Source organism: Pseudomonas sp. PH1b (assembly GCF_000633395.1).
In the GTDB taxonomy this organism is placed as follows: domain Bacteria; phylum Pseudomonadota; class Gammaproteobacteria; order Pseudomonadales; family Pseudomonadaceae; genus Aquipseudomonas.
The window spans coordinates 1-25588 of the sequence record NZ_AYMU01000016.1; the positions used below are offsets into that span (position 1 = coordinate 1).

Annotated in this window: 21 protein-coding genes and 1 riboswitch; of the genes, 12 read left to right on the forward strand and 9 right to left on the reverse strand. The window is 66.7% G+C overall.

The features are described 5' to 3' along the window. Nucleotides 1-295 precede the first annotated feature (295 nt). From U873_RS0123805 to U873_RS0123825, 6 genes are all read left to right on the forward strand, one after another. Nucleotides 296-1816, forward strand: coding sequence for an aldehyde dehydrogenase family protein (locus U873_RS0123805; protein ID WP_025130629.1), 1521 nt, complete (start codon nt 296-298; stop codon nt 1814-1816). Between the two features lie 602 nt (nt 1817-2418). Then, a complete protein-coding gene (gene pqqA, locus U873_RS35410; RefSeq protein ID WP_011060521.1) occupies nt 2419-2490 on the forward strand; it encodes a pyrroloquinoline quinone precursor peptide PqqA in 72 nt (23 codons plus the stop codon). 61 nt (nt 2491-2551) lie between these two features. After that, nucleotides 2552-3466, forward strand: a complete 915-nt coding sequence (gene pqqB, locus U873_RS0123810; RefSeq protein ID WP_025130630.1) for a pyrroloquinoline quinone biosynthesis protein PqqB — start codon at nt 2552-2554, stop codon at nt 3464-3466. A 195-nt stretch (nt 3467-3661) separates the two neighbouring features. Continuing rightward, complete coding sequence (gene ercA, locus U873_RS0123815) at nt 3662-4825, forward strand: alcohol dehydrogenase-like regulatory protein ErcA (RefSeq protein WP_025130631.1); 1164 nt, start codon at nt 3662-3664, stop codon at nt 4823-4825. Then, a complete protein-coding gene (locus U873_RS0123820) occupies nt 4809-6536 on the forward strand; it encodes a NahK/ErcS family hybrid sensor histidine kinase/response regulator (protein WP_025130632.1) in 1728 nt (575 codons plus the stop codon). The genes ercA and U873_RS0123820 overlap by 17 nt, the downstream gene beginning before the upstream one ends. Nucleotides 6537-6624: 88 nt before the next feature. Then, a complete protein-coding gene (locus tag U873_RS0123825; protein ID WP_025130633.1) occupies nt 6625-7476 on the forward strand; it encodes a VanW family protein in 852 nt (283 codons plus the stop codon). Here the strand turns inward: U873_RS0123825 and U873_RS0123830 are convergent. Further along, nucleotides 7450-7998 carry a YniB family protein gene (locus U873_RS0123830; protein WP_025130634.1) on the reverse strand — a complete coding sequence of 183 codons (549 nt, stop codon included), beginning with the start codon at nt 7996-7998 and terminating at the stop codon, nt 7450-7452. The genes U873_RS0123825 and U873_RS0123830 overlap by 27 nt on opposite strands. 184 nt (nt 7999-8182) lie before the next feature. Between U873_RS0123830 and U873_RS0123835 the strand changes: the two genes are divergently transcribed. The 4 genes from U873_RS0123835 to U873_RS0123850 all read left to right on the forward strand — a co-directional run bounded on the left by U873_RS0123835 (nt 8183) and on the right by U873_RS0123850 (nt 13107). Further along, a complete protein-coding gene (locus U873_RS0123835; protein ID WP_025130635.1) occupies nt 8183-8851 on the forward strand; it encodes an ABC transporter ATP-binding protein in 669 nt (222 codons plus the stop codon). Continuing rightward, nucleotides 8851-11331, forward strand: coding sequence for an FtsX-like permease family protein (locus tag U873_RS0123840; protein WP_025130636.1), 2481 nt, complete (start codon nt 8851-8853; stop codon nt 11329-11331). The genes U873_RS0123835 and U873_RS0123840 overlap by 1 nt, the downstream gene beginning before the upstream one ends. Further along, on the forward strand, nt 11321-12406 hold the full coding sequence (locus tag U873_RS0123845; RefSeq protein ID WP_025130637.1) for a lipocalin-like domain-containing protein: 1086 nt from the start codon (nt 11321-11323) through the stop codon (nt 12404-12406). The genes U873_RS0123840 and U873_RS0123845 overlap by 11 nt, the downstream gene beginning before the upstream one ends. A gap of 113 nt (nt 12407-12519) precedes the next feature. Then, nucleotides 12520-13107, forward strand: a complete 588-nt coding sequence (locus tag U873_RS0123850; RefSeq protein WP_025130638.1) for a hypothetical protein — start codon at nt 12520-12522, stop codon at nt 13105-13107. A gap of 293 nt (nt 13108-13400) precedes the next feature. On the opposite strand, the gene U873_RS0123855 is transcribed toward U873_RS0123850, so the two are convergent. Further along, on the reverse strand, nt 13401-13787 hold the full coding sequence (locus U873_RS0123855; RefSeq protein WP_025130639.1) for a hypothetical protein: 387 nt from the start codon (nt 13785-13787) through the stop codon (nt 13401-13403). Between the two features lie 211 nt (nt 13788-13998). Here U873_RS0123855 and U873_RS0123860 point away from each other — a divergent pair, with 211 nt between their 5' ends. Continuing rightward, the gene (locus U873_RS0123860; RefSeq protein ID WP_025130640.1) at nt 13999-14364 is read left to right on the forward strand and encodes a hypothetical protein; all 366 of its coding nucleotides are present in this window, start codon (nt 13999-14001) and stop codon (nt 14362-14364) included. A gap of 103 nt (nt 14365-14467) precedes the next feature. Here U873_RS0123860 and U873_RS0123865 read toward each other — a convergent pair whose 3' ends face one another. Together U873_RS0123865 and U873_RS0123870 are read right to left on the reverse strand one after the other, a co-directional pair. Further along, nucleotides 14468-15886 carry an FAD-binding oxidoreductase gene (locus tag U873_RS0123865; RefSeq protein WP_025130641.1) on the reverse strand — a complete coding sequence of 473 codons (1419 nt, stop codon included), beginning with the start codon at nt 15884-15886 and terminating at the stop codon, nt 14468-14470. A 131-nt stretch (nt 15887-16017) separates the two neighbouring features. Further along, the gene (locus U873_RS0123870; RefSeq protein ID WP_025130642.1) at nt 16018-17412 is read right to left on the reverse strand and encodes a VOC family protein; all 1395 of its coding nucleotides are present in this window, start codon (nt 17410-17412) and stop codon (nt 16018-16020) included. A 275-nt stretch (nt 17413-17687) separates the two neighbouring features. On the opposite strand from U873_RS0123870, the gene U873_RS0123875 reads away from it, so the two are divergent. Continuing rightward, nucleotides 17688-18770, forward strand: a complete 1083-nt coding sequence (locus tag U873_RS0123875) for a diguanylate cyclase (RefSeq protein ID WP_029978603.1) — start codon at nt 17688-17690, stop codon at nt 18768-18770. Between the two features lie 275 nt (nt 18771-19045). Here U873_RS0123875 and U873_RS0123880 read toward each other — a convergent pair whose 3' ends face one another. From U873_RS0123880 to U873_RS0123900, 5 genes are all read right to left on the reverse strand, one after another. After that, on the reverse strand, nt 19046-19960 hold the full coding sequence (locus tag U873_RS0123880; protein ID WP_025130644.1) for an ABC transporter substrate-binding protein: 915 nt from the start codon (nt 19958-19960) through the stop codon (nt 19046-19048). Beyond that, complete coding sequence (locus U873_RS0123885) at nt 19953-20705, reverse strand: ferredoxin (RefSeq protein WP_025130645.1); 753 nt, start codon at nt 20703-20705, stop codon at nt 19953-19955. The genes U873_RS0123880 and U873_RS0123885 overlap by 8 nt, the downstream gene beginning before the upstream one ends. Nucleotides 20706-20716: 11 nt before the next feature. Then, nucleotides 20717-22693 (reverse strand): TonB-dependent siderophore receptor, encoded by a 1977-nt coding sequence (locus tag U873_RS0123890; RefSeq protein ID WP_029978604.1) that lies wholly within the window; start codon nt 22691-22693, stop codon nt 20717-20719. A gap of 97 nt (nt 22694-22790) precedes the next feature. Then, a riboswitch (cobalamin riboswitch) is annotated at nt 22791-22992 on the reverse strand. A 235-nt stretch (nt 22993-23227) separates the two neighbouring features. Then, nucleotides 23228-24340, reverse strand: coding sequence for an arginine N-succinyltransferase (locus U873_RS0123895; RefSeq protein WP_025130647.1), 1113 nt, complete (start codon nt 24338-24340; stop codon nt 23228-23230). Nucleotides 24341-24401: 61 nt separating this feature from the next. Next, complete coding sequence (locus U873_RS0123900) at nt 24402-25418, reverse strand: arginine N-succinyltransferase (RefSeq protein ID WP_025130648.1); 1017 nt, start codon at nt 25416-25418, stop codon at nt 24402-24404. Nucleotides 25419-25588: the final 170 nt, after the last annotated feature.

Genomic DNA, 25588 nt, shown 5'->3' on the forward strand with positions numbered 1-25588 from the left:
GGCTTGCCAGCGAAGGGGCCCACCAAACCGCCATCGCCGGCAAGCCGGCTCCTACAGAACTCACACCCTCTCATTGCCAGCCGTAGGAGCTGGCTTGCCAGCGAAGGGGCCCGCCAGACCGCCATCACCGGCCAGCCAGCTCCCACACACCAGGGCGCAGCATGGACGCAGGCATTCAACCTACGACCAAATGACGAGGGCCCCCCTGCCAACGATGCATTCGTCGGCGCTGCGGGGCTCTCTACCATCGAGCCATCGCCTGTCGTGGACAGGCATCGACCAGCAGAGGCCCAGCATGATCTACGCACAACCCGGAACCCCAGGCGCCGTCGTGTCCTTCAAGCCACGCTACGGCAATTTCATCGGTGGCCAGTTCGTGCCGCCGGTGGACGGCCAGTACTTCAGCAACACTTCGCCGGTCAACGGTGAGGTGATCGCCGAATTCCCGCGCTCCACTGCCGCCGATATCGACCAGGCCCTGGACGCCGCCCATGCCGCCGCCGAGGCCTGGGGCAAGACCAGCGCCCAGGAGCGCTCGTTGGTGCTGCTGAAGATTGCCGACCGCATCGAGCAGAACCTGGAGATCCTCGCGGTCAGCGAAACCTGGGACAACGGCAAGGCCGTGCGCGAAACCCTCAACGCCGACGTGCCCCTGGCCGCCGACCACTTCCGCTACTTCGCCGGTTGCATCCGTGCCCAGGAAGGCGGCGCCGCGGAAATCAACGAACTGACCACCGCCTACCATTTCCACGAACCCCTGGGCGTGGTCGGGCAGATCATCCCGTGGAACTTCCCGTTGCTGATGGCCGCCTGGAAGCTGGCCCCGGCCCTGGCTGCCGGCAACTGCGTGGTGCTCAAGCCCGCCGAGCAGACCCCGCTGTCGATCATGGTCTTCGCCGAACTGATCGCCGACCTGCTTCCGGCCGGGGTGCTGAACATCGTCCAGGGCTTTGGCCGCGAAGCCGGCGAGGCCCTGGCCACCAGCAAGCGCATCGCCAAGATCGCCTTCACCGGCTCGACCCCGGTGGGCTCGCACATCATGAAATGCGCCGCTGAAAACATCATTCCCTCCACCGTGGAGCTGGGCGGCAAGTCGCCGAACATCTTCTTCGAAGACATCATGCAGGCCGAGCCCAAATTCATCGAAAAGGCTGCCGAAGGCCTGGTGCTGGCGTTCTTCAACCAGGGTGAAGTCTGCACCTGCCCATCCCGGGCCCTGGTCCAGGAGTCGATCTACGAGCCGTTCATGGCCGAGGTGATGAAGAAGATCGTCAAGATCAAGCGCGGCAACCCGCTGGACACCGAGACCATGGTCGGCGCCCAGGCATCGCAGCAGCAGTACGAGAAGATCCTCTCCTACCTGCAGATCGCCCAGGAGGAGGGCGCCGAGCTGCTCACCGGCGGCGCTGCCGAGCGCCTGGAGGGCGACCTTGCCAGCGGCTATTACATCCAGCCGACGCTGCTCAAGGGCCACAACAAGATGCGCGTGTTCCAGGAAGAAATCTTCGGCCCGGTGGTGGGCGTGACCACCTTCAAGGACGAAGCCGAAGCCCTGGCGATCGCCAACGACAGCGAGTTCGGCCTGGGCGCCGGGTTGTGGACCCGCGACATCAACCGCGCCTACCGCATGGGCCGGGCGATCCAGGCCGGGCGCGTGTGGACCAACTGCTACCACTTGTACCCGGCGCACGCCGCGTTCGGTGGCTACAAGAAATCCGGGGTGGGCCGCGAGACCCACAAGATGATGCTCGACCACTACCAGCAGACCAAGAACCTGCTGGTGAGCTACGACATCAACCCCCTGGGCTTCTTCTAAGGGGCGGGAACAGGCGCGGTGGTTGGGTGCCGCCGCGCGTGTGCAGGACGGACACGGGGAGGGCTCATGGGTGGGCACCTCCCCGTGTGCGTTGTGGGCCCAGCACGCGATACACAGCCCCCTGTAGGAGCCAGCTTGCTGGCGAAGGGAGCCGCAAGATCGCTTTCGCCGGCAAGCCGGCTCCTACCGGGGCAAGCCCCACCACCGCCAGCCATGTAGGAGCCAGCTTGCTGGCGAAGAGGGCCGCAAGATCGCCTTCGCCGGCAAGCCGGCTCCTACCGGGGCACGCCCCACCACCGCCATCCGTGTAGGAGCCAGCTTGCTGGCGAAGGGGGCCGCAAGATCGCCTTCGCCGGCAAGCCGGCTCCTACAGGGGCAAGCCCCCACCACCGCCATCCGTGTAGGAGCCAGCTTGCTGGCGAAGGGGGCCGCAAGATCGCTTTCGCCGGCAAGCCGGCTCCTACAGGGGCAAGCCACCCACCACCAATCTCCCCCTACCAACGCACCCCGCCGGTTCGTCCCAAAGTAGCATTCGGCCCCTGCGCTCCCCGTGCATTAATGCCTCTACCGGAATCCCCCGGCACAACAAGAGGCTTGACCCCATGTGGCATAAACCCGCGTACACCGACCTGCGTATCGGCTTTGAAGTGACCATGTACTTCGCCAACCGCTGAGCCGTCCCGCTTCGGCCGGTGCTGGTGTCGGCCGGAGCCTTTTGCCCTTCAGGAGCACGCCATGCACATTCGCATTCTCGGTTCCGCGGCGGGGGGCGGTTTTCCCCAGTGGAACTGCAACTGCCGCAACTGCGCCGGCGTGCGCAACGGCACCCTGCGGGCGCGGCGCCGCAGCCAGTCGTCCATCGCCCTGAGCGACCACGGCAGCGAGTGGATCCTGTGCAACGCCTCCCCGGACATCCGCCAGCAACTGGAATCCTTCCCGGTGCTGCAGCCGGGCCGACAACTGCGGGACACGGCCCTGGCTGGGGTGATCCTGCTGGACAGCCAGATCGACCATTGCACCGGCCTGCTCAGCCTGCGCGAAGGTTGCCCGCATCAGGTCTGGTGCACCGAGATGGTCCACCAGGACCTGAGCAGCGGCTTCCCCCTGTTCAACATGCTCAGTCACTGGAGCGGCGGCTTGCAGTGGCAGCCCATCCACCTCGATGGCCGCGAGTTCAGCCTGCCGGCCTGCCCGGATATCGCCCTGCGGGCCATAGCCCTGCGCAGCAGCGCGCCGCCGTATTCGCCCCATCGCGGCAACCCGCACCCGGGGGACAATATCGGCCTGTTCATAGAGGACCGGCGCAGCGGCGCCAGCCTGTTCTATGCCCCGGGGCTGGGGCAGGTGGACCGGCCCTTGCTGGAATGGATGGCGCGCGCCGACTGCCTACTGGTGGACGGCACCTTGTGGCGCGATGACGAGATGCGCTTGTGTGAAGTGGGCGACAAACTGGGCAGCGAGATGGGCCACCTGGCCCAGAGCGGCCCTGGCGGCATGCTCGACGTGCTGCAGCGTTTCCCCCGTGCGCGCAAGGTGCTGATCCACATCAACAACACCAACCCGATCCTCGACGAGGACTCCGCCGAACGCGCGGAACTGACCCGCCGCGGCATCGAAGTGGCGTACGACGGCATGGACATTCACCTCTGACCCGTACACCGCACACCGTAGGAGCCAGCTTGCTGGCGAAGGCGCCCGCAAGACCGCCTTCGCCGGCAAGCCGGCTCCTGCAGGGGCAGAGGCAGGCAGGGCGCATACCACCACCCAATGGTCGGATTGCTTTCATCGCGGGATGCTTTAGGCTGGCGTTCTTCTCCAGAACAATAAGAAAACAGGCTTCCCCCCATGGGCCAGAATCTCAGTCTGCTGCGCAAGTTCGTCTCTCCGGAAATCATCTTTGGCGCCGGTTGCCGGCACAACGTCGGCAACTATGCGAAGACCTTCGGGGCGCGCAAGGTGCTGGTGGTCACCGACCCCGGGGTGATCGCCGCCGGCTGGGTCGCCGATGTCGAGGCCAGCCTGCTGGCCCAGGGCGTGGAGTACTGCCTGTACAGCGCGGTGTCGCCCAACCCGCGGGTGGAGGAGGTGATGCACGGCGCGCAGATCTACCGGGAAAACGCTTGCGATGTGATCGTCGCGGTCGGTGGCGGCAGCCCCATGGATTGCGGCAAGGGCATCGGCATCGTCGCCGCCCACGGGCGCAGCATCCTCGAGTTCGAGGGGGTGGACACCATCCGTATGCCCAGCCCGCCGCTGATCATGATCCCTACCACCGCCGGCACCTCGGCGGATGTCTCGCAGTTCGTGATCATCTCCAACCAGCAGGAACAGATGAAGTTCTCCATCGTCAGCAAGGCGGTGGTCCCGGATGTGTCGCTGATCGACCCGGAAACCACCCTGGGCATGGACCCCTTCCTCTCCGCCTGCACCGGTATCGACGCCCTGGTACACGCCATCGAGGCCTTCGTTTCCACCGGCCACGGGCCGCTCACCGATCCCCACGCCCTGGAGGCCATGCGCCTGATCAACGGCAACCTGGTGCAGATGATCGCCAACCCTGCGGACATCGCCCTGCGCGAGAAGATCATGCTCGGCAGCATGCAGGCCGGGCTGGCGTTCTCCAATGCCATCCTCGGTGCGGTGCACGCCATGTCCCACAGCCTGGGGGGCTTTCTCGACCTGCCCCACGGGCTGTGCAACGCGGTGCTGGTGGAGCATGTGGTGGCCTTCAACTACAACTCGGCGCCGGAGCGTTTCAAGGTGATCGCCGAGACCTTCGGCATCGATTGCCGCGGCCTCAACCAGCGGCAGATCTGCGGGCGCCTGGTGGAGCACCTGATTGCCCTCAAGCACGCCATCGGCTTTCACGAAACCCTGGGCCTGCACGGGGTCAGCAGCAGCGATATCCCGTTCCTCTCGCAGCACGCGATGGGTGACCCGTGCATCCTCACCAACCCTCGCGAATCCAGCCAGCGCGATGTCGAGGTGGTCTATGGCGAGGCCCTCTGAGGAGCAGCAACGGGCCCTGGCCGGGCTGCTGGGGCTGGGCAACCACTCGGCGCGCAAGAGCCACTACCCGGAGCTGGCGGCGCGCCTGGACGACCTGGAAACCGAACGCAACCGCTACAAGTGGCTGTTCGAGCATGCGGTGCACGGGATCTTCCAGGCCAGCCTGCAAGCCGGCATGCGCGCGGCCAACCCGGCCCTGGCGCGAATGCTGGGTTACCAGGACCCCCAGGAGGTGCTGTTCTCCCTGGCGGACTTGGCGGGCAATCTGTTTGTCGGTGGCGTCGAGGAGCTGACGGCGATCGCTGAGCAGTTGCACAACCAACGTAGCCTCCTGGGTTATGAGACCCAGCTGCGGCGCAAGGACGGCAGCAGCCTCGATGTGCTGATGAACCTGCTGCTCAAGCCGGATCAGGACGGCCTGGTGGAAGGCTTTGTCGCCGACATCACCGAGCGCAAGCTGGCCCAGCAGCACCTGGAACAGCTCAACGATCAGTTGGAGCAACGGGTGGCGGCGCGCACCGATGAGCTGCTGGACGCCAACCGCAACCTGCAGCAGCAGATTGCCCGCCGCGAGCGCATCGAGCGCGACCTGCGCGAGGCCAGGGACGCCGCCGAGGCCGCCAACCGCAGCAAGGACAAGTACCTGGCCGCCGCCAGCCACGACCTGCTGCAACCCTTGAATGCTGCGCGGCTGCTGATTTCCACCCTGCGCGAGCGCCACCTGCCGGCCCCCGAGCAGTTGCTGGTGGAGCGTACCCACCAGGCCCTGGAAGGCGCCGAGGACTTGCTCACCGACCTGCTGGATATTTCCAAGCTGGACCAGGCGGCGGTGAAGCCGGACCTGGCCACCTACCGCCTGGATGAAATGCTCGCGCCGCTGATTTCGGAGTTCCAGTCGGTGGCCGAGGCGGCGGGGCTGGGGTTGCGGGTGCGCTTTGGTGATTTTGCCCTGTTCACCGACCTGCGGCTGATGACCCGGATCCTGCGCAACTTCCTCAGCAATGCCTGCCGCTACACCGAGCACGGCAGCATCCTGCTGGCGGCCCGGCGCCGGGGCGACTGCCTGCGCCTGGAGGTGTGGGACACCGGACGTGGCATCGCCGCCGACCGTTTGCAGTCGATCTTCCTTGAATTCAACCAGCTGGATGTGGGACGCGCCGCCGATCGCAAGGGCGTGGGCCTGGGGCTGGCGATCGTCGAGCGGATTGCGAAAATCCTCGGCTACCGGGTGCAGGTGGATTCGCGCCCCGGGTGCGGTTCGCGGTTCAGCATCGACGTGCCTCTGGCCGCCCGGGTGCCCTTGCCCCTGGCCCAGCAGGCGCCGCAGCCGGGTACCGGCAACCCGCTGCCGGGGCGGCGCCTGCTGGTGCTGGACAATGAGTTGAGCATTCTCGAAAGCATGGCCGCGCTGCTGGGCCAGTGGGGCTGCGAGGTGGTCACTGCCACCGATCAGGCCGCGGCCCTGGAGGTCTTGCAGGGGCGGGCACCGGAGCTGATCCTCGCGGACTTTCACCTGGACCACGGGGTGACCGGCTGCGAGGTGGTTGCACAGTTGCGCGAACATTTCCGGCAGCCATTGCCGGCAGTGATCATCACTGCCGACCGCAGCGACCAGTGCCGCCGGGCCTTGCAGCAGCTGGGGGCGCCGCTGCTCAACAAACCGCTGAAGCCGGGCAAGCTGCGGGCCGTGCTGAGCCAGTTGCTGGGCTAGGGGGCGGCGGCTAGTGAAGGTGCCAGGCAGCGGCTAAGATGCCGCTGTTTTTTCCTTCAAGGACCCACGGCACGCCGTGAATGAATCGATGAAACCCCTGTCGTCGTATCACCCTGCGCTGTACTGGCTGCGGGTTCGCCAAAGGCGCCTGGCGCGCCACCTGGCCTGGCGTTTCTCCGGGCGCCGCTATGCCCGGCCCGAAGCCGGCAGCCCGCGCTTGCCCCATCGCTTCATCAAGCACACCTCGAAACTGATCCGCACCCTGGGGGATTCCGACCTGGCGTTGCAGCACAACAAGGTGATCAACCTGAAGCTCGCGGTGGCCTGCATCGATGGCGTACGCATTGCGCCCGGGGAGTATTTTTCCTTCTGCAAACTGGTGGGCCGGCCCAGCCGCGAGCGGGGTTTTGTCGAGGGCATGGAGCTGTCCTTCGGCGAGGCCCGCAGTGGCATCGGCGGTGGCATCTGCCAACTGAGCAACCTGATCCACTGGATGGCGATCCACTCGCCGCTGCAGGTGGTGGAGCGGGCCAATCACAGTTTTGACCCGTTCCCCGACCAGGGTCGGGTGCTGCCCTTCGGGTCCGGGGCGGCGATCTTCTACAACTACATCGATCTGGTGTTGTACAACCCCGGGCCCCAGACCTTGCAGCTCAAGCTGCAGGTCGGCGCGCAACAGCTGGAGGGCGAGCTGCTCTGCGAGCGACCCAGCGAGCATCGCTATCACGTCTATCAGCGGGCTCATCGCTTTGTTCGCGAGGGCGCCCGGGTGTACCGCGAGAACCAGATCTGGCGCGACATCAGCACCAAGGGCCAGAACCCCGAGCTGCTGCGCCGCGAATGCCTGTATCGCAACCGGGTGGTGGTCAAGTACCCGGTGGCCGACGCGCTGATCGATCCGCCGCCAGCGGGATCAGAGGATGCCCAGCATCCACAGTAGGCCGAGGTACAGCGCGGCGAAGAACAGCGGCCGCACACAGAGCCAGTGGGTCTGGGACAGGAAGCTGACGCCGGGCTCCACCGGGGTCGTGTCTTCCAGTTGCTGCAGGGTCATGGCCGCTACGCCTTCCTCGGCCGGGGTATTGAGCCGGGCCTGGATCAGCGGCTCGACTTCCTCGACCTTGCGCATCAGGCTCCGGCCCCAGCCATACAGCGCCGCGCCAACGAAGATCAGCAGGTAGATCACCAAAAATTTCCAGTGGGACGGGTAGCTCAGGTCGATGAAGCTGGGGAGCGGGCTGTTGTCCCAGAACCAGTTCAGCGGCTGGGTGTAGGCGTTGACCTGGTACACGAAATACTTGATCGGCTGGTTGATCACCGAGGCCATGGTGGTGTAGCTGTCCAGGCGCCAATAGAGCATTTTCAGGGTCGAGATACAGGTCGAGATCAGCGCCCCGCTGAACAGCAATGCGCCTGCGGCGATGGCGAGGCGGTATCTCAACTGGGCCTGGGTGTAGTTCATCGGTGCTTCCTGCAATGGGGGGAAAAGGGGCGCAATACTATATTTCGTGGCGCCGGGCCGATAGGGGCACGCCACGGTTGGCCGGCCCCTGGTGCATCGCCTGCCCGGGGCCTTGAAGGTTTGCCCCGGCCAGGGCACGACACGGGTTATTCTTGGGGCCTTCTTCAGTCGGACGAGCCTGCCCATGCTGCACGTACAAGGAGTGTTCAAGAGCTACGCCACGCCCCAGGGGCCGCTGGCGGTGCTGCAGGGGGTCGACCTGCAGCTGGGGCAGGGCAGCAGCCTGGCGCTGATGGGCGAATCGGGCAGTGGCAAGAGCACCTTGCTGCACCTGGTGGCCGGCCTGGACAAGGTTGACCGCGGCAGTATCCGCATCGGCCAGCAGCAGCTGGAGCAGATGAGCGAACAGCAGTTGGCCAACTGGCGCCGTACCGAGGTGGGCCTGGTGTTCCAGCAGTTCAACCTGATCGGCAGCCTGCGGGTCGCAGACAACCTGGCCTTCCAGGCGCGGCTGGCAGGGCGTTTCGATCCTGTCTGGCAGGCGCAACTGGTGGAGCGCCTGGGGCTCGGTGAGCTGCTGCGGCGCTACCCCGAGCAGCTCTCCGGCGGCCAGCAGCAGCGGGTTGCCCTGGGCCGGGCCCTGGCGTCCAGGCCCGGGCTGTTGCTGGCGGACGAGCCCACCGGCAGCCTCGACGAAACCACCAGTGACGAGGTCTTGCAGCTGTTGCTGGAGTTGCTGGCGGACAGCCCCACCAGCCTGCTGATGGTCACCCACAGCCAGCGCGTGGCCAGCCGCTTGCAACAGGTGGTGGTGCTGCAACGAGGCCGCCTGGCCGGATCGGGTGCGGCTTGATGGCGGTCATGGGCACCACGCTGCAGGCGCTGCTGAGCCACTGGCGCCAGCACCCGGTGCAGTTCTTCAGTGTGCTGACCGGACTGTGGCTGGCCACCAGCCTGCTGACCGGGGTCCTGGCCCTCAACAGCCAGGCTCGCGACAGCTATGCCCGGGCCAGCCAGTTGATCGGTGGCGAGCCCCAGGCCAGCCTGGCCCGTGCCGACGGGGCGAATTTTTCCCAGGCACTGTTCGTGACCTTGCGCCGCGCCGGCTGGCCGGTGTCGCCGGTGCTCCAGGGCCGGGTCCAGCTCAAGGAACATGAAGATCAGCGCCTGCAACTGATGGGCATCGAGCCGCTGTCGCTGCCCACAGGTTCCGCGGTGGCCGGAGAGGCCCTGGGGTTGCAGCAGGTCATCGAGTTCTTCAGCCCGCCGGGGATGACCTGGGTGGCGCCGCAGACCCTGGCCAGCCTGGGCTGGCGAGCAGGGCAACAGCTTGAGGCAAGCAACGGCCAGCGCCTGCCGCCCTTGCAGGTGCGGGCGGACATGGCCCCGGGGCTGCTGTTGATGGACATCGGCTTTGCCCAGCAGGTGCTCGGCCTGCCCGGGCAGGTGACACGCCTGTTGCTGCCCAGGGACGTGGCTGCCGACGCGCCAGCCTTGCCCGAGCAACTGAACGGGCAACTGGTGCTGCAGCCGGGCGAGTCGCAGAACAACCTGGCGCGCCTGACCGAGAGCTTTCATTTGAATCTGGATGCCTTGGGTTTCCTGTCCTTCGTGGTGGGCCTGTTCATTGTCCATGCCGCCATCGGCCTGGCCCTGGAGCAGCGTCGCGGGCTGCTGCGCACCTTGCGCGCCTGTGGCGTCAGCGCGCGCATGCTGCTGGCCTGCCTGACCCTGGAACTGGGTGGGCTGGCGCTGCTGGGCGGGGTGGCGGGGGTGACCAGCGGCTACCTGCTGGCCGGGGTGCTGCTGCCGGATGTGGCCGCCAGCCTGCACGGGTTGTACGGCGCGCAAGTGGCCGGGCAGTTGCACCTGAGCCCCGGCTGGTGGCTCGGCGGAATCGGCCTCAGCCTGTTGGGCGCGCTGCTGGCCGGAGCGTCCAGCCTGTTGCGCGCGGCGCGTCTGCCGCTTCTGGCCCTGGCCAATCCCCAGGCCTGGCACCAGGCCCACGCTCGCTGGCTTCGGCGCCAGGGCTGGGTAGCGACGCTGGCCTTGCTGGTGGCCCTGGCGGCCTGGCAATGGGGAGATAGCCTGGCCAGCGGTTTTGTGCTGATGGCGGCCTTGCTGCTGGGCGCGGCCCTGGGCTTGCCGGTGCTGCTCAATGCGCTGCTGGGGGCGTTGCTGGGGCGCAGCCGTGGGGTGCTGGGGCAGTGGTTCTTGGCGGACTGCCGGCAGCAGTTGCCGGCCCTGAGCCTGGCGCTGATGGCGTTGCTTCTGGCCCTGGCGGCGAACATCGGCGCCGGCAGCATGACCGCAGGCTTTCGCCAGACCTTCAACGACTGGCTGGAGCAGCGCCTGTCCGCCGAGCTCTACGTCAATCCGCAAAGCCCGGAGCAGGCCCGGCAGTTGCTGGACTGGCTGCCGCGCCAGCCCCAGGTGACGGCGGTGCTGCCCAGCTGGCAGGTGCCGATGCAGGTGCAGGGTTGGCCGGCAGACCTGTACGGGGTGATCGACCATCCGTTCTACCTTCAGCATTGGCCGTTGCTGGAAAGCCTCGGCGATGATCCCTGGCAGCAATTGGCGGCGGCGGACACGCTGATGCTCAGCGAGCAACTGGCCCGGCGCCTCAAGGTCCACCCGGGGGACCGGCTCAGCCTGCCGGTGCCGACGGGGCAATGGACGCCCCAGGTGGTGGCGATCTACGCCGACTACGGCAACCCCAAGGGCCACTTGCTGGTGAATGCCCGGCACCTGCTGGAGCATTGGCCGCAGCTGACCCCCAACCGGTTCAACCTGCGCCTGGAGCCGGGAGCCATGGCGCCGCTGCTCAGCACGCTGCAGCAGCATTTCCAGCTGGACGACAGCCGGATCATCGATCAGGCCCGGCTCAAGGGCTGGTCGCTGCAGGTCTTCGAACGCACCTTCGCCGCCACTGCGGCCCTCAACAGCCTGACCCTGGGCGTGTCCGGGGTGGCGCTGTTCATCAGCCTGCTGACCCAGAGCCAGAGCCGCCTGGGCCAGTTGGCGCCGCTCTGGGCCCTGGGCGTGGGGCGGCGCCAGTTGATGCTGCTGAACCTCGGGCAGACCTGGCTGCTGGCCTCGCTGACCCTGGTCCTGGCGCTGCCCCTGGGCATTCTCCTGGCCTGGTGCCTGGACAGCGTGATCAACGTCCAGGCCTTTGGCTGGCGCCTGCCGCTGCGGGTGTTCCCGGGGCAACTGCTGCAGCTGCTGGGGCTGGCATTGCTGGCGACCCTGCTGGCGTCGGCCTGGCCGCTGTGGCAGCTGCAGCGGGCGCAGCCGGCGGATCTGCTGAGGACCTTTGCCCATGAAGATTGAGCGCCTGTACCGCTGCTGCCTGGCCCTGGCGGCGCTGCTGCTCAGTGGCTGCGACCAGCCTGGCGAGGCGCCCCAGGGGTTCGCCGGGCTGGGCAACCAGGCCGCGACCTTCAGCCCGGTGGTGCCGGGGCGGGCGTTCAGCTTTCCTGCCGACCATGGCGCCCATGATGGGTTTCGCATCGAGTGGTGGTACCTCACCGCCGACTTGAGCGACGCCCAGGGCCGGCATTTCGGCGTGCAGTGGACGCTGTTTCGCAGCGCTCTGCGCGCCGCTCCCGAGCAACCGGGCTGGAGTGCGCCCCTGGTCTGGCTGGGGCATGCGGCGGCGACCTCCGCTACCCGCCACTACGCGGCCGAGCGCCATGCCCGGGGCGGTGTCGGGCAGGCCGGGGTGATTGCCCAGCCGTTCCAGGCGTGGATCGATGACTGGCAACTGCGCAGCCTGGCGCCGGGCCAGGATCCCCTGGCGCGAATGCAGGTGCAGGCCAGTGGCAAGGGCTTCGCCTATCAGCTGCAACTCACCAGCAGCCGGCCCCTGGTGCTCCAGGGCGAGGGTGGCTACAGCCGCAAGTCCGACCAGGGCCAGGCGTCCTATTACTACAGCCAGCCATTCTTCCAGGCTTCAGGGCAGTTGCAGATCGATGGCCAGGACTATCAGGTCAGCGGGCCGGCCTGGCTCGACCGCGAGTGGAGCAGCCAGCCCCTGGCCGCCGGCCAGACCGGCTGGGACTGGTTTTCCCTGCACCTGGACAGTGGCGAGCGGCTGATGCTGTTCCGGGTCCGCGACAGCACGCAGGGGCCCTACATCACCGGCACCTGGATCGATGCCCAGGGCCAGGCCCGGAGCCTGAACCGCGAGCAGATCCAGTTGACCCCCCTGGCGTACAGCGAGGTGGCCGGGCGACGGATCCCCACGCGCTGGGGCCTGAAGATCCCGGACAAGGGCCTGGACATCACCACCCGCGCCCTGAACCCCCAGGCCTGGATGAACCTGAGCATTCCCTACTGGGAAGGGCCGGTGACACTGGGCGGCAGCCATACCGGCAGCGGTTATCTGGAAATGACCGGTTACTGAAGCACTGCGACCGGTGGGCGCAGCGGTCGGGTGCAGGCGCAGGGGCGGTCTATGCTCAGTCCCTTGACCTGAACCGTCGGACAGGTTTTTTCACCACTAAGGAAGGTAGAACCATGAAAACCCTCAATACCCTGACCCGCGCCATTGCCCTGGCCACTGTGCTCGGCGCCGCCAGCCTCAGCGCCCAGGCGGCGGATATCCCGCTGTCGGGAAGCATTGAAGCCGACCAACTGGTGACCAAGGTCATTTCGGTGGATGCCGCCAAGCACCAGGTGGTGCTCGAAGGTGCCGGGGGCAAGCCGGTGCATGTGCAACTCAGTGACCAGGCCAAGGACCTGGCCAACCTCAAGAGCGGCGACCAGGTCAAGGTCACCGTCACCCACTCGGTGGTCGCGATGCTGGACACCGATGTGCTCAAGGGCAAGCCCGACGCCAGTGAAACCAGCGGCGTGGTGCGTGCCACCGCAGACAATCCCAACCCCGGTGGCGCGGCGTACCGCCAGGTGCAATTGCAGCTGAAGATCAGCGCCATCGACTTGAAGAAAAACCAGCTGACCTTCGAAGGCCCGGCGGGCAACAAGAAGGTGGTGAGCGTGGAGAAGCCTGAGGTCCAGGAGCGTCTCAAGGACCTCAAGGTGGGCCAGAGCGTGCTGGTGACCTACACCGATATTCTGCAGGTCACCACGGCTCACGAGGGCTGACGGGGCAGGGCAGAATCGTTTCCAGGCCATGGATTTTGCGGATAGTGGCGCTGTTCAGTTTTATTCAGATTCTGTCCTCGGACTTTCCCATTCAGTTGCACTAGAATGCCAACCGTTCGCCCGGTGCAAGGGCTCTTTACCGGTGCAAGGATTGCCAAGGCCAGAGCACTGGGCGAACACCCTCCCTGGGTTGCATTGCGCGACCGTCACGCCTTGCCAACGGCGTTTTACTCCTTGTACTGAAGTCCTTCGTGGTTGTTTGCAGTGGATCGGCTGCCGCTCGACCTGAGCGCTCAGAGATCGATTGGCCGCAGGCTGACCTGACACGCCCGCAGCTTGACGCACTGTGGCGTACACGCCGGGCCGCCCTGCAACGACAGCAGGATGATCGAGCGATCGACGGCCAGGGCCGCCGTCCCATCCGCTTCGACCTGCAGCAGCTGTCCGCTGACCTGCAACGCACCTCGCTGCCAGTGCAGGCGTGCCGGACCCTGGGCCGCCGCGCTGATGTTGGCATTCCAGTGGAATTCGTCCTCCAGGCTCAGCTCCACTTCATAGTCCAGTGCAACCTGGGGCAGGGGGCCCAGCCACTGGCCCCGGCCGTCGCCGCAGGCGCTGCTGAAACTGACCTGCAGAGGGTGTGGCGGGTCGAGGTGCAGCTCGGTCAGGGTGATACGCATGCCAGGATTTTCCGATGTGCAGGGGGAACAGGAGCGGCCATTTTGCCATTGACGCCAGGTCCCCGCAGCAGCCCCGGACAAGGCGCAAGGGCAGGCCATTGCCTGGCACGTGTGCAGCGGTTTTTATTGCGTAGCACCAGGGCCTTCAACAGAATGCGCGCTGGCCCCACCACCCTGGTCGCGGGCCATGGAATGCAGTGGAGATCCTGGAATGATCTGGTTCAAGCGTTTTCTCATGTCGGTGGGTGTCCTGGCGTTACTGGCACTTTCACTGGTGGTTGTCTTCATGGACTATTCCAATCCTGTGGTACCTGTGTTGCCCGAGCATCCTGCCGCTCACTGGCAAGGCGCTGCGGACGGTGGGCACTTTATCGAAATAACCCGTTCCGAGCCGCCTTACTACTTCGTTCAGGTTCGTTATGAAAGCGGCGACCTGTGGAGTGAAGGCTGGCTCAAATATGAGGGGGATAACGGCGTGGCCTTGAGTGCCAACGAAGTCATTGCCTTCGACGGAGACCGGGTTATCTACCTGCAACAGCGCAAAGTGCTCGCGGCGGATCAGCAACTGGCCCGATAAGCCAGGCCCCAGGGTATGCCGCCCCGGCCAGGCACAGCGTTCGCCGGCCGCCCCCGGCAGCAACGATTCTCCTGGCGCTGGCTCATGCTCGAAGGGAGGCGCCTCATGGCTGCGTCCCGTTCTCCCCGGCAGCAACCCCATACGCATCCCACAACTTATTGCGGAACTTGTTCTGCGGATCGACCCGGGCCTTCAACGCGAGAAACTCCCCGGCCCGTGGATAGGCGGCACGAAACTGCTGCGGCGTGGCGTGGATCTGGTAGGGCAGGTAATAGCTGCCACCGTGCTTGATGGCGCTGTCCACCAGGGCGCGGGTCCACTGCCCGACTTCATTGCGCGCGGCTTGCGTGGTGCTCTGCTGGTAGTACAGCACCAGGGCGAAGACCTCGGTCTTGGCCCAGGCCAGCAGCGTGCCGGGGTCGGCCTTGGCGTGGCGGATCGACAGGTTGATCACGTTGACCTTGTGCGCCCGCAGGGTCGTGCCCATCTCCTGGATGAAGCTTTCCAACTGGTCGGGGGGCACGAAGTATTCCTGCAGCACGTAGGTGCGCTTGGCCCTGGAGTCGGGTTCCAGTTCGCGTACGTCGAGGCTGGCTTCGTGGTTGCGCCAGGACACTTGCGGCTTCTTCAGCACCAGAGGGTCGATCACCTCCTGGCGCAGGGTCTTGCCGCCGGGCCACTGGCTCACCACTTTCATGGCTTTGTGTTCTTTCCAGTAGTTCTGGTTCAGGGGCGTGAGGCGCTCCTGGACCGTGAGCGGCAGTTCGGTGCGGCGGTAGGAAACCGCGCGCAGGGTCTGGTACTGGTCGGGGTAGAGCACGGCGTTGTGCAGGATGACCTGCGGGTTGTGCTCGATCTGCGCGGCGAAGTAGTCGCGGTAGTCAGCCAGGGGCATTTCTTCGAAGGTGCGCAGCAAGCGCACGTTGTCGCTCAGGTGCAGGGTGGCTTCGACTATCACCCCCAGGCCGCCGTAGCCGCCGATGGCGCCGTAGAACAATTCGGCGTTGAGCTGCGGGCTGGCCTCCACCACTTGGCCGTCGGCCAGCACCAGCTTGATGGATTTCACCGAACTCACCAGCGGGCCGTAGCCAATGTAACGGCCGTGGGCGTTGACGCTCAGGGCGCCGCCGACGGTGAAGTTGGCGTAGCTCTGCATAATGCTCACGGACAGGTCGTAAGGGTCGATGAAGTCTTGCAGGGCGCGCCAGGTAATGCCGGGCTGGAGCGTGATTTCCTTGCGCTCCCGGGAAAACCCGAGGATCTGCTTGAAGCTGCGCATGTCGATCTGCAGGGCGTGCTCGGTGGCGGTCTGGCCGCCCATGCTGTAGCGGCCACCGCCGATGGCGATGGGGCCGGGGTGGGTGGCGACGAGCTCGACGATCTCTTCCAGGGTTTTGGGGTGTGCCACCCGGTCGACCACGATGGGGTTGAGCTGGGTGATGTCGTTGACGGTTTCTGCGGCGTGGGTAGTGAGTGCGCCGCCGAGTGCCGCGCATAAAAACAGGCCGATCGCGAATCTCATTCGCCGTGTCCATCCCTGGTGGTGAAGCGCCGCGGAACCTGGCGCAAGTGGCGAGAGAATAACCCTCTCGCCAGCTCCTGAACATGGGGCGAGCTCACTGCATCGGCTGGCTGGCGGCGCCGGGGAGGGGACTACAGCGCGGGCAGGCCGAGGGTGGCGGCGCACTGCTGCAGGGAGCGTTGCTGGGCCTGGGCGTAGAGTTGCAGCTCATCCAGGGTGCTGCGGCCCAGGGCGGTTTCGAAGGCCTGGCGGTTGGACTGCCCGGCGTAGTGGCTCTGGCTGTCATCCCCCAGGTTGGACTGGAAGATCCCGGCGGCGCTGACCGGCAGGAAGTCCTCGTACACCAGGGGCTCGAAGCCCAGGTGCCCGGCGGCCAGCAGGGCTTCCAGGGAGGTGGGGCGCGCGGGTTCGGCACGGGCCGCAAGCCCCGCCTCGCTGACGAAGTAGCGGAAATAGGCCAGGCCCTGTTCATGCATGGCGGCGTGGCTGTCGGGAAACGCGTCGAAGTGCTCTTGCATCAACTGCTCGTAGCGCTGCGCATTGGCCTCGCTGGGGAAGTCCCCGAGGGCATCGCGGGCGGCGTTCAACAGCTGGTCGTAGAGCGCCCGCCCCTTGGGCGTGAGGGCCGCGCCGCGCTGTTCGATCTCGCCGAAGCGGGCACTGTGGCTGCCCTGGTTGTGCTCCTGGTCGACAAAGGCCACGGCTTCCTCCAGGGCCTTGAAGCTGGTCTGGCGCAGCAGGATCGGGCAGGCCCGGCGTGGCGGACCTTCGATCACCGCCTTGGGGGTGATGCCGTGCGCAGGCATCAGCCGTTGCACGTCATCGATGTCCAGGGTGCGCGGGGTCAGGTGGTTGATGTGCGGGCCCTTGAAGGCCACCACATCGGCGATCAACCGGTGCTGGGCGCTCAGGGTGGCGTACTGGGCGGCGGTCACCGTGGCGTGGTGGTGCCAGCGGAAGGTCTCCAGGGCTTCCTGGATAAAGCACTGCGCGGCGTCCGCGTCGAGGCCGCCCTGGGCCTGAGCCTGGTCGATCAGCTCCAGTGCCTTGGGCGTGAAGATCGAACGTCGGGCCAGTACCTGTTCGGCAAATTGGCGCAGCTCGGGGTTGTCGATCAGTTCCAGGCGCAGCAGCGAGGTGAAGACCCGGAAGGGGCTGACCTGCAGGGCCTGTTCGTGCACCGCGCGAAAGGCCGTGGAGTGCACCGGCACCCCAGCCGGGGTCAGGTCGTAGTAGCCCACCGGCTGCATGCCCATCACCGCGAACAGCCGGGCCAGGGTCGCCAGTTCCTCGGCCGTGCCGACCCGGATCGCGCCGTGGCGCTCCAGGTCCAGGCGCTGCAGCTCACCGCTGTGCTGCAACTGCCGGGCAATGGCCGGCTGCTGTTCCAGGACCTGGGCATTGACCTGGGCCACCAGTTCCATCAGGGCGCCATAGAGGGGCACCTCCTCGCGGTACATGTCCGACATCGCCCGGGAAAATCCCTGGCGGATCAGGTCAGGACTGACGAAGCGCTGGTTGCTCATGGACAGGGTTCCCGTGGCAGTGGATCGAGGCGTGAGAGGAGCGGGTCGGTCTCGATTCTGCTGGGCCCGGGAGGGGCTGACAAACGAAAGTTCCTCTGAACTTCATTCTGCAAATGAATGCAGCGCAGGGGGCAGGGCGTTTCCGAGCAACGGTCGCGCGCAGAGGGCGCGGGGCATTTGCGGTGATGGCGCTTTGAATGAGGGCTGATAGACTTTCACCGGTTGATTCCTACCCATTCGATCCAACTTCTTTTCCAGCGCGGGACGGAGGCGACTTGGTTTCTGCGTCGTACACCGCAGGCAAGGGACTGTCACTGGCCAGGAGGCTCTACAAGTCACGAACCCTGGGCCTGGCCCTGGGGTTTCTCTGCGTTGGCGCGGGCATGCTGGCGCTGCAACCGGCCCCCTGGGTCTGGGGCCTGATGCTGTTCAATGCCTTCGTCTGGCCGCACCTGGCCTACCAATGGGCGCGTCTGGCGCGGGTGCCGTTTCGCGCCGAGCACCGCAACCTGCTGCTGGACTCGCTGATGGGGGGCTTCTGGGTGGCGGCCATGCACTTCAACCCGCTGCCGACCACCACCACCCTGGGCATGATGGCGATGCACAACATGGCGCTGGGCGGGGTGCGCTTCTTTTTCGCCGGCTGCGCGGCCCAGGCTCTGGGCATCGCTATCGCCCTGTGGCTGTTCGGCGTGTCATTCGTGACCCAGAGCAGCCCGATGCAGGTGTATGCCTGCCTGCCGATGCTGACCCTGTACCCGCTTTCCCTGGGCTATATCTGCTACCAGCAGGCGGTGACCCTGGGCCGGCACAAGCGCGAGCTGCTGGCCCTGAGCCGCACCGACAGCCTGACCGGGCTGCTCAACCACGGGGCCTGGAAGGATCAGCTGGAGATCGAGTTCCAGCGTTGCCGGCGCCAGGCCCAGGGCGGCGCCATTGCCCTGATCGACATCGATCACTTCAAGGCCATCAACGACACCTACGGCCATGTGGCGGGCGACGTGGTGCTGCGCCAGCTGAGCAGGATCCTCAGGCAGAACCTGCGGGCCAGCGATCAGGCCGGACGCTACGGTGGCGACGAGTTCTGCGTGATCCTGCCAGACGTGCCCCTGGAGCATGCCGCCGAACTGATGGAAGCCCTGCGCGGGCGTTTCGGCGCCCTGGGCTACGAGCAGAGTCCGGCGTTGCAGGTCAGCCTGAGCATCGGCCTGGCGGCGTTCAATCCCGAGCACGGGGACGCCATGGGCTGGCTGAACGACGCCGACCAGGCGCTGTACGCGGCCAAGACCGGCGGCCGCAACAACGTCACCTGCCATCCGCCGGAGTCGCCTTCGCGCCGAGTGTTGAACCCTCTGTAAGGCCTGCCCCTTGCCGGTGAAAGCATCTGTGAGGGGGGCCGTGGGATTGGCGGTGCTCCCTTTGCCGGCAAGCCGGCTCCTACGGACGGTGTGGTGGGTAGGAGCGGGCTTGCCCGCGAAGGCGTCGGTAGGGACGCCGTGGGATTGGCGGTGCTCCCTTCGCCGGCAAGCCGGCTCCTACGGACGGTGTGGTGGGTAGGAGCGGGCTTGCCCGCGAAGGCGTCGGGAGGGATGCCGTGGGATTGGCGGTGCTCCCTTCGCCGGCAAGCCGGCTCCTACAGGGCGGGGTGCAGGCGTCGGGCCAGTTCCAGGGCGGTGCGGCCGCTGGCGATGCCCGGCACCAGTCGGGTGAAGGGGATGTCGATCAGCCGCTCCTCGCGCACTGCCCGCAGCCGCGACAGCACCGGGTCAGTGTGCAGCAATTGGCGCTTGCGTGCGGCCGGCGACCACAGGGCGTCGGCCAGCAGCAGTACGTCAGGGTCCCTGGCCAACAGCGTCTCGCTGTCCACCACGAGGCGTGGGCGGTCGAGGTCGGCGAAGCGGTTGCGCGCGCCGGCGGCTTGCAGCAGCACCCCGACAAAGCCCCGCTGGCCCTGGCTGACGAGGCCATTGACTTCGCTGTCGAGGTAGAACACCGAGGGTGCCGTGCGGCCCTGGTAGAGGGTTGCCGCCGCGGCAAGGTCGGCATCCATCTGGGCGATCAGTTGCCGCGCGCGGTCTTCCTGGTGCAGCAAGCGGCCCAGGGTCGACAGGTCGCGGCGGATATGCCCGAAGTAATCCTGGTCATGCCCGGCGCAGGCCGACTCCAGCAGGTAGCTGCCGACGCCGATGGCCCCCAGGCGTTCCCGGGAGCTGAAGTTGTCGGGAAAGGCCGAGGCAAAACCGCCCACCACCAGATCCGGCTTCAAGCTGTAGAGCACCTCGGCCGAGGGGTACTGGCGTGAGATCACCGGCACCCCGTGGTACTGGCCCTGGCGCTGGGCCTGGCCATCGTCGTCGAGGTAGGCGACGCCGATCATCGAAGGGCCGGCGCCCAGGGCCAGCAGCAGGTCGGCGCTGTGCTGGTTGAGGGCGACGATGCGCTGCGGCGGCCGCTCGAGGTGCCAGCTCCGGCCACAGTTCTCATAGCTGTCCGCCAGGGCCGGCAGGCAGGCCAGCCAGAACAGGGCGCCGAGTATCGGTCTAGGCATCCGCAGCCCCGGCGTAGGGGGACGGGATCAGCAGGTCCGACACGGCTTCACCCTCCCGCAGATGGCCCTGCACCAGGCGCAGTACCTGGCTGTCGTCGCTGACCCGGTACCAGCAGCCGTCGGGGTGCACGGTCAGCACTGGCCCGAGGTTGCAGGGGAACTGGCAAGCGGTGCGGGTCAGCAGCACGCCGCCGGGTTTCTCCATGAGATCCAGGCGCAGCAGTTCGCGGCGCAGGGTCTTCCACAGCGCCAGTGCACCGCGTCGCACGCAGCGCGGGCCGGTGCAGAGAAACACCTGGCGGGCATGGGGCGGCACCCGGGACCAGTCCGGGTCGCTGGCCACCGCATTGACGTTGTCGCACGGCAGGTGCCGCTCGCGCTGGCCGATGCTGGCCCAGGCCTGCGCCGCGTCCAGCCCGCGACGCCCCAGGGCCTGGGCGGTGACCCACAGCTTGGGCGCCTGGGGGTGGGCCTGGGCCAGGCGCCCCAGTTCATCGCGCAGCCAGTCCAGGTAGGCGCTGTCGGACGTGGGTTCCAGGTCCACCACCAGCAGCGCCGCGCCGTTCCCGGGCAAGGGTTCGTCCAGGGCCGCCCAGAGGCTGTCGAAGCCGTCCAGGGTGTCGATCACCCGCGGGGCTTCGCCCTCGCCGCACAGGGCCTTGAGCGCCTTGCGAAAAGCCTCGCCCAAGGCCCCGCCTTGCAGGCCGGGGCCGACGAACAGCACCCGTTGATAGTCTTCATGCATGTCGGTCGGCCTCAGAAGCGGTAGGTGTAGCGCACTTCGGTGGTGAAGGGGCGCCCGAGGTTGTCCACCGCCGGCGAGGTGCTGGTCATGCTGGTGGCGTAGTCGCGGTCCAGCAGGTTCTCCACCAGCAGGCTCAGGCGATGTCGCTGGGGGCCATCGAGGTAGCGGTAGGCGTCGGCATCCACCACCGAGTAGTGGCCGTAGTCGACCTTCTTTGGGCTGTCGATCTGGCCGATGTAGCGGATCGCGCCGCCCACGCCCCACATCCGGTCCAGCGACTCGAAGCCCAGGCGCGAACGGGCGAAGAAACCGGGGATGTTGCTCAAGGTCACGCCGTTGCGCGACTCCACCAGGTTGCGGGTCAGGTCCGCCGAGAGGTTCCACTGCGGGCTGAACTGCCAGCGTCCGTCGGCTTCGATACCGCGGACCCTGACCTGTGCCTCGCCGTTGACGAAGTGAATCCCATCGAGGGCGATCAAGTCATCGATCTTGCGCCGGTAGGCGGTGACGCTGGCGTTGAACTCACCGGCCAGCAGGCTGCCCTTGTAGTCCAGGCCCAGCTCGGCATTGACGCTCTTTTCCGGCTTGAGGTCGGGGTTGCCCTTTTCGTCGTCCTCGTTGGCGTAGAGTTGCTCGGCGTTGGGCAGCTTGAAGGCGCTGCCGTACTGGCCGCGCAGTTGCCAGTTAGCGTTGAGCTCATACAACGACGTGAGCATGCCCACCGTGGCGCTCTCGCCGCCGCTGATCTTCTCGTGGCGCACGCCGAGGCTCGGGTGCCAGTCGGGCAGGGCCTCGAACACCGGGCGCAGCTGGGTGTACAGGGCGCTGGCCCGGGCCTGTTTGTCGTCGATCTTGAGCACATCGTCCTGGCCCTTGAACCACTGGTTGTCACTGCCGAACACCAGGACGTGGCCGCCGTCCAGTTCGGCCTTGCCCTCGGCCTGCAGGCCCCAGTCGGTGAAGCCCCAGTAGTCGTTGTGGTTGATCACCTTGGTGGCGCCGGTCTCGGTGCTGTTGATCCGCGTGTAGCGGGTGTCCCAGTCGTTGACATGGCCCTTGACGAAGTAGCTGAAGCGTTCGTCCAGGTGCTGTTCGAAGGTCGCGGTGGCGATCTGCTGGATACGGTCGTTGGTGGTCTTCTTGTTGTTCACCGCCCGCGCGAAATCCAGGTTGGCATCGCTGTACTGGTAGAACAGTTCCAGGCGCGAGTCGTCGGCAAAACCCTGGATCGCCTTGGCGCCGAAGGTGCTCACCTCATAGGCGCGTTTCTTGTCCCGGGTGCTGGCGCTGTAGGCGCTGTTGCGAAACGGCTGGTAGCCATCGGAGACGTTGTGGCTGACATAGGCCAAGAGACCCAGGTCGCCGAAGCCGTTGCTGACGATCCGTTCCACCCGGGCATCGCCGCTCCTGCCCATGAAGCTGTCCAGGCCCAGGTTGACCTCGCCCGAGGCTTCGCGGGTTTGCGGGCTGCGGGTGACGATGTTGATCACCCCGGCCACCGCCTGGGTGCCGAACAGCAGGCTCTGGCCGCCCTTGAGCACTTCGATGCGCTCGATGGCGTTGGCCGGCAGGGTGTCCAGGTACAGGCCGCCGTACAGGCGGTTGTTCAGGCGCACGCCGTCCAGCAGGATCAGGGTGTCGTCGTTGCGTCCGCCCAGCAGCGAGTAGGTGCCGTAGTCGAAGGGGCCGTTCTTGGGCGCCACGTACAGGCCCGGCACGTACATCTGCAGGACCCGGGTGATGTCGCTGCTGGGGCCGGCGCGCTCGATCTGCTGGCGCTCGATGATCTGCACCTTGCTGCCGAATTTCGCCATTTCGGCGACGGTGGTGGACTCCACCGATGGCGCGGAAACAAATTGCTGTTCAAGCCTGAGGGGACCGTCATCGGCCAGGAGCAGGGGGCTGAACAGGCAGCCGAGCAAGGCGCCACTCAGGGAGTGGCCAGGGGTGCGCCAGGTGCGCACAAGGGACGTATCGATTGTGGTCATTCTTGGTCTTCTCGAAGGTGACTTCGGGAAGCATGCAGGAGAAGGTATCGGCCACGCGCACGAGACCATACCGGCCCATGCCCGCCCACCGCAGGATTGCCAAACACAGGCTTCAGGCCGGTCTCCGGGCTCACGAGGCTCGCTGCATTCGCCTTCCCATACCCAAGTACAGTGGCCTGTTGAATGCAGCACTCGCTTACCGTTGCGGGGGCAGCACCGGACTTGCCGCAAAGGGCTCACCGGTTTCCCGTTTCACTTCATGCACGGCGGCATGAGGCACCTGAAACTGGGCGGCATCTGAACATTGCGCCACAGCTTCGTCAACGTTGCACTTGCATGCAGGTGTTGCCGGGGGCCGGGGATGAACGCCGGTCGGCTGCAAGCCGTTGTGGCTGGGGCTGGCGGATTGCGGCCGTGGCAATCCGGCGGCGCGCCTCGCGGAGCGGCTGCCCGGGGGACGCGGCGCCATGGCCCGTGAGAGCGCCGGGGTTGTTGGGCGCAGCCTGTGTCTGCGAGCGTGGCTCGAGCCCGGGGCTAGAGCAATGCCGGGTCCTGGACCAGGGCCGCGTTGCGGGTGGTCCAGCCTCTGGTGGCTGGCGTCAGGTGGAGCTGCGCCTGGGTCGCGTGGCGCGCAGGGCAGGCCAGCAGCGAAACCGCCCGCACCGTGTCCCCCGGTTGCAGTTGCAGGCGCTTGGCGGTCAGGCGGTCCACCAGCAGGCTGCCGGAGACCAGGCGCCCGGGGGCGGCGGTGATGCGGCAGTTTTCCAGGCGCCGGTTGTGAATCAGCCAGATCGGCGCCTGGTCGTCCGGGCTGCCTACCCGCAGGGGCAGGACCTGGCTTTCCCGCACGCTGCGGACCTTGGCCACTTCGGCTTCGATCAGCGGCCCACCGTCGAAAATGTCGATGCAGCCCTGATGGCTGAAACCTTCGTCACGCAGGATGTTCAGGGCCTGCTCGGTGCTGGCGTGGGCCTGGCCGATGGCGGCCTGGGCCTGGGGGCTGAGCAGGCAGGTGTAGAGCGGCTGGCGCGGCATCAGTTCGGCGATGAACGACTTGCTGCCCAGGCTCGACAGGCGACTGGCCTGCTGGAAACCCATCTTGAAGAAGTGCCGGCCCAGGCTGTCCCAGAACGGCGAGCGGCCCTGGTCATCGAGCTGGCCGCGCAGTTCGGCCACCAGTTTGTCGCCGAACAAGCCAGGGTACTCGGCGACGAACAGCAGGCGCGCAGTGGACAGCAGGCGGCCGGTGTAGCCCTGGCGCTGGTCGCGCCGCAGGTACAGCGAGCAGAGCTGGGATTGCCCGGTCATCTCGTTGCACAGGAACAGGGTCGGGATCTGTTTCTCGATGCCCAGCTCCGGGGCACTGCCATGGGTGGTGCCGACCCGGTAGTTGTAGCAGGGTTCGCGCAGGCCGATGGCGCCGCTCAGGCCACAGACCCCGATCACCTGCTGCTCGTCGTCCTCCATCACGAACAGGTAGTCGGCGTCGGCCCGCTCCACCTGGCCGGCGAACGCCCGTTGCGCCCAGCGCAGCCGATGGGCCAGGTGCTCGGGCTCGGAGGAGAGGTTGTTCAGCTCACGACAGCTGCCTTCCAGCAGGTTCAGGACCGCCGGCAGATCGGTGAGGCGGATCGGACGCACGATCATCGAACAACTCCTTGTCGCGTTCCCGGGCAGTGGCGACGCCGGGACGGTAGTGACCCGCGGTTCACAGGGCAACGCCCCGCACCGCTTCGCCCGGGGTCAGTTGCAGGGCCTGCAGCATCGATGCATCCAGGCCGACCACATCGCCGGGGGCTTCGTCGAGGGGGGCGACGATGGCACGAAACCCCTGCAACCGCTCATTGCTCAGCAACCAGTGCCGGCCCTGGCCACTCTGGGGGCTCAGGTGGCAGATCGCGACGCGGCTCTGGATGATCGAGCGTAGCTGGTTATTGCGCGCCTGCAGGGTCGGTCCGGCATCGAACAGGTCGACATACTGGGTCGGCGCAAACCCCTCGTCGACCAGGATGTCGCAGGCTTCCCGGGCATCGGGGTGAATCCGGCCGATGCAGTCCTGGGCCGGTTGCGCCAGCATCGGGATATACAGCGGGTACTGGGGCATCAGTTCGGCGAGAAAGCCACGGCCCTGCAAGGCGCACAGGCGTTCGGCCTCGACATAGGGCAGGTCGAAGAAGTGCTGGCCCACGGCTGCCCAGAACGGCGACTCGCCGGTGTCGTTGCTGTAGCCGACGATCTCGCTGATGCAGCTGTCGGCGAAGCGTTGGGGGTGGGCGGCGATGAACAGCAGGCGCGCCCGCGAGGTCAGTTGGGCCAGGGGCGTGCCCTCCAGCTCCGGGTCCACGTGGAAGCTGCGCAGCAGGGTCTGCTCGCTGAGGTCCTGGCACAGCGACAGGGTCGGCACCCCGTGCTGGATGTTCAGTTCCCGGGAGCTGCTGATGAAGGGCCGGTTGCGCAGGCTGTAGAAGGGGCTGGAGAACCCCGCGGTGGCGAGGATGTCCGAGCAGCCGCGCAGTTGGCCGCTGTGCGGGTCCTCGAGCACCAGGAAATAGTTTTCCGGGCCCTGGCTGGCCTCGGTCTTGGCAAAGGAGGCCTCGGAATCGAGGATCTTCTCTCGCAGGTAGGCTTCGTCGTCCACCAGCGAAGTCACGCCCAGCAGGCGTTCGCGGGCCAGACGCCGCAGTTGGGGCAAATCGGATAACGCCACGGGACGCAAGGCCAGCATGGGTGTACTCCTGTATCGAGGGCCGCTTTGCCCTTGGAGGCAAAGCGGCCAGACATCACTGTCGGTGACCACGCAGTTCCACGGCCGCGGCATCCTGCGGCCTGTTCCCGGGGCGGCTCTTGCTGGCCGCTTCCGGGGTGGCGCGGCGCCGTCGGGCGCCGCGCGGGTGC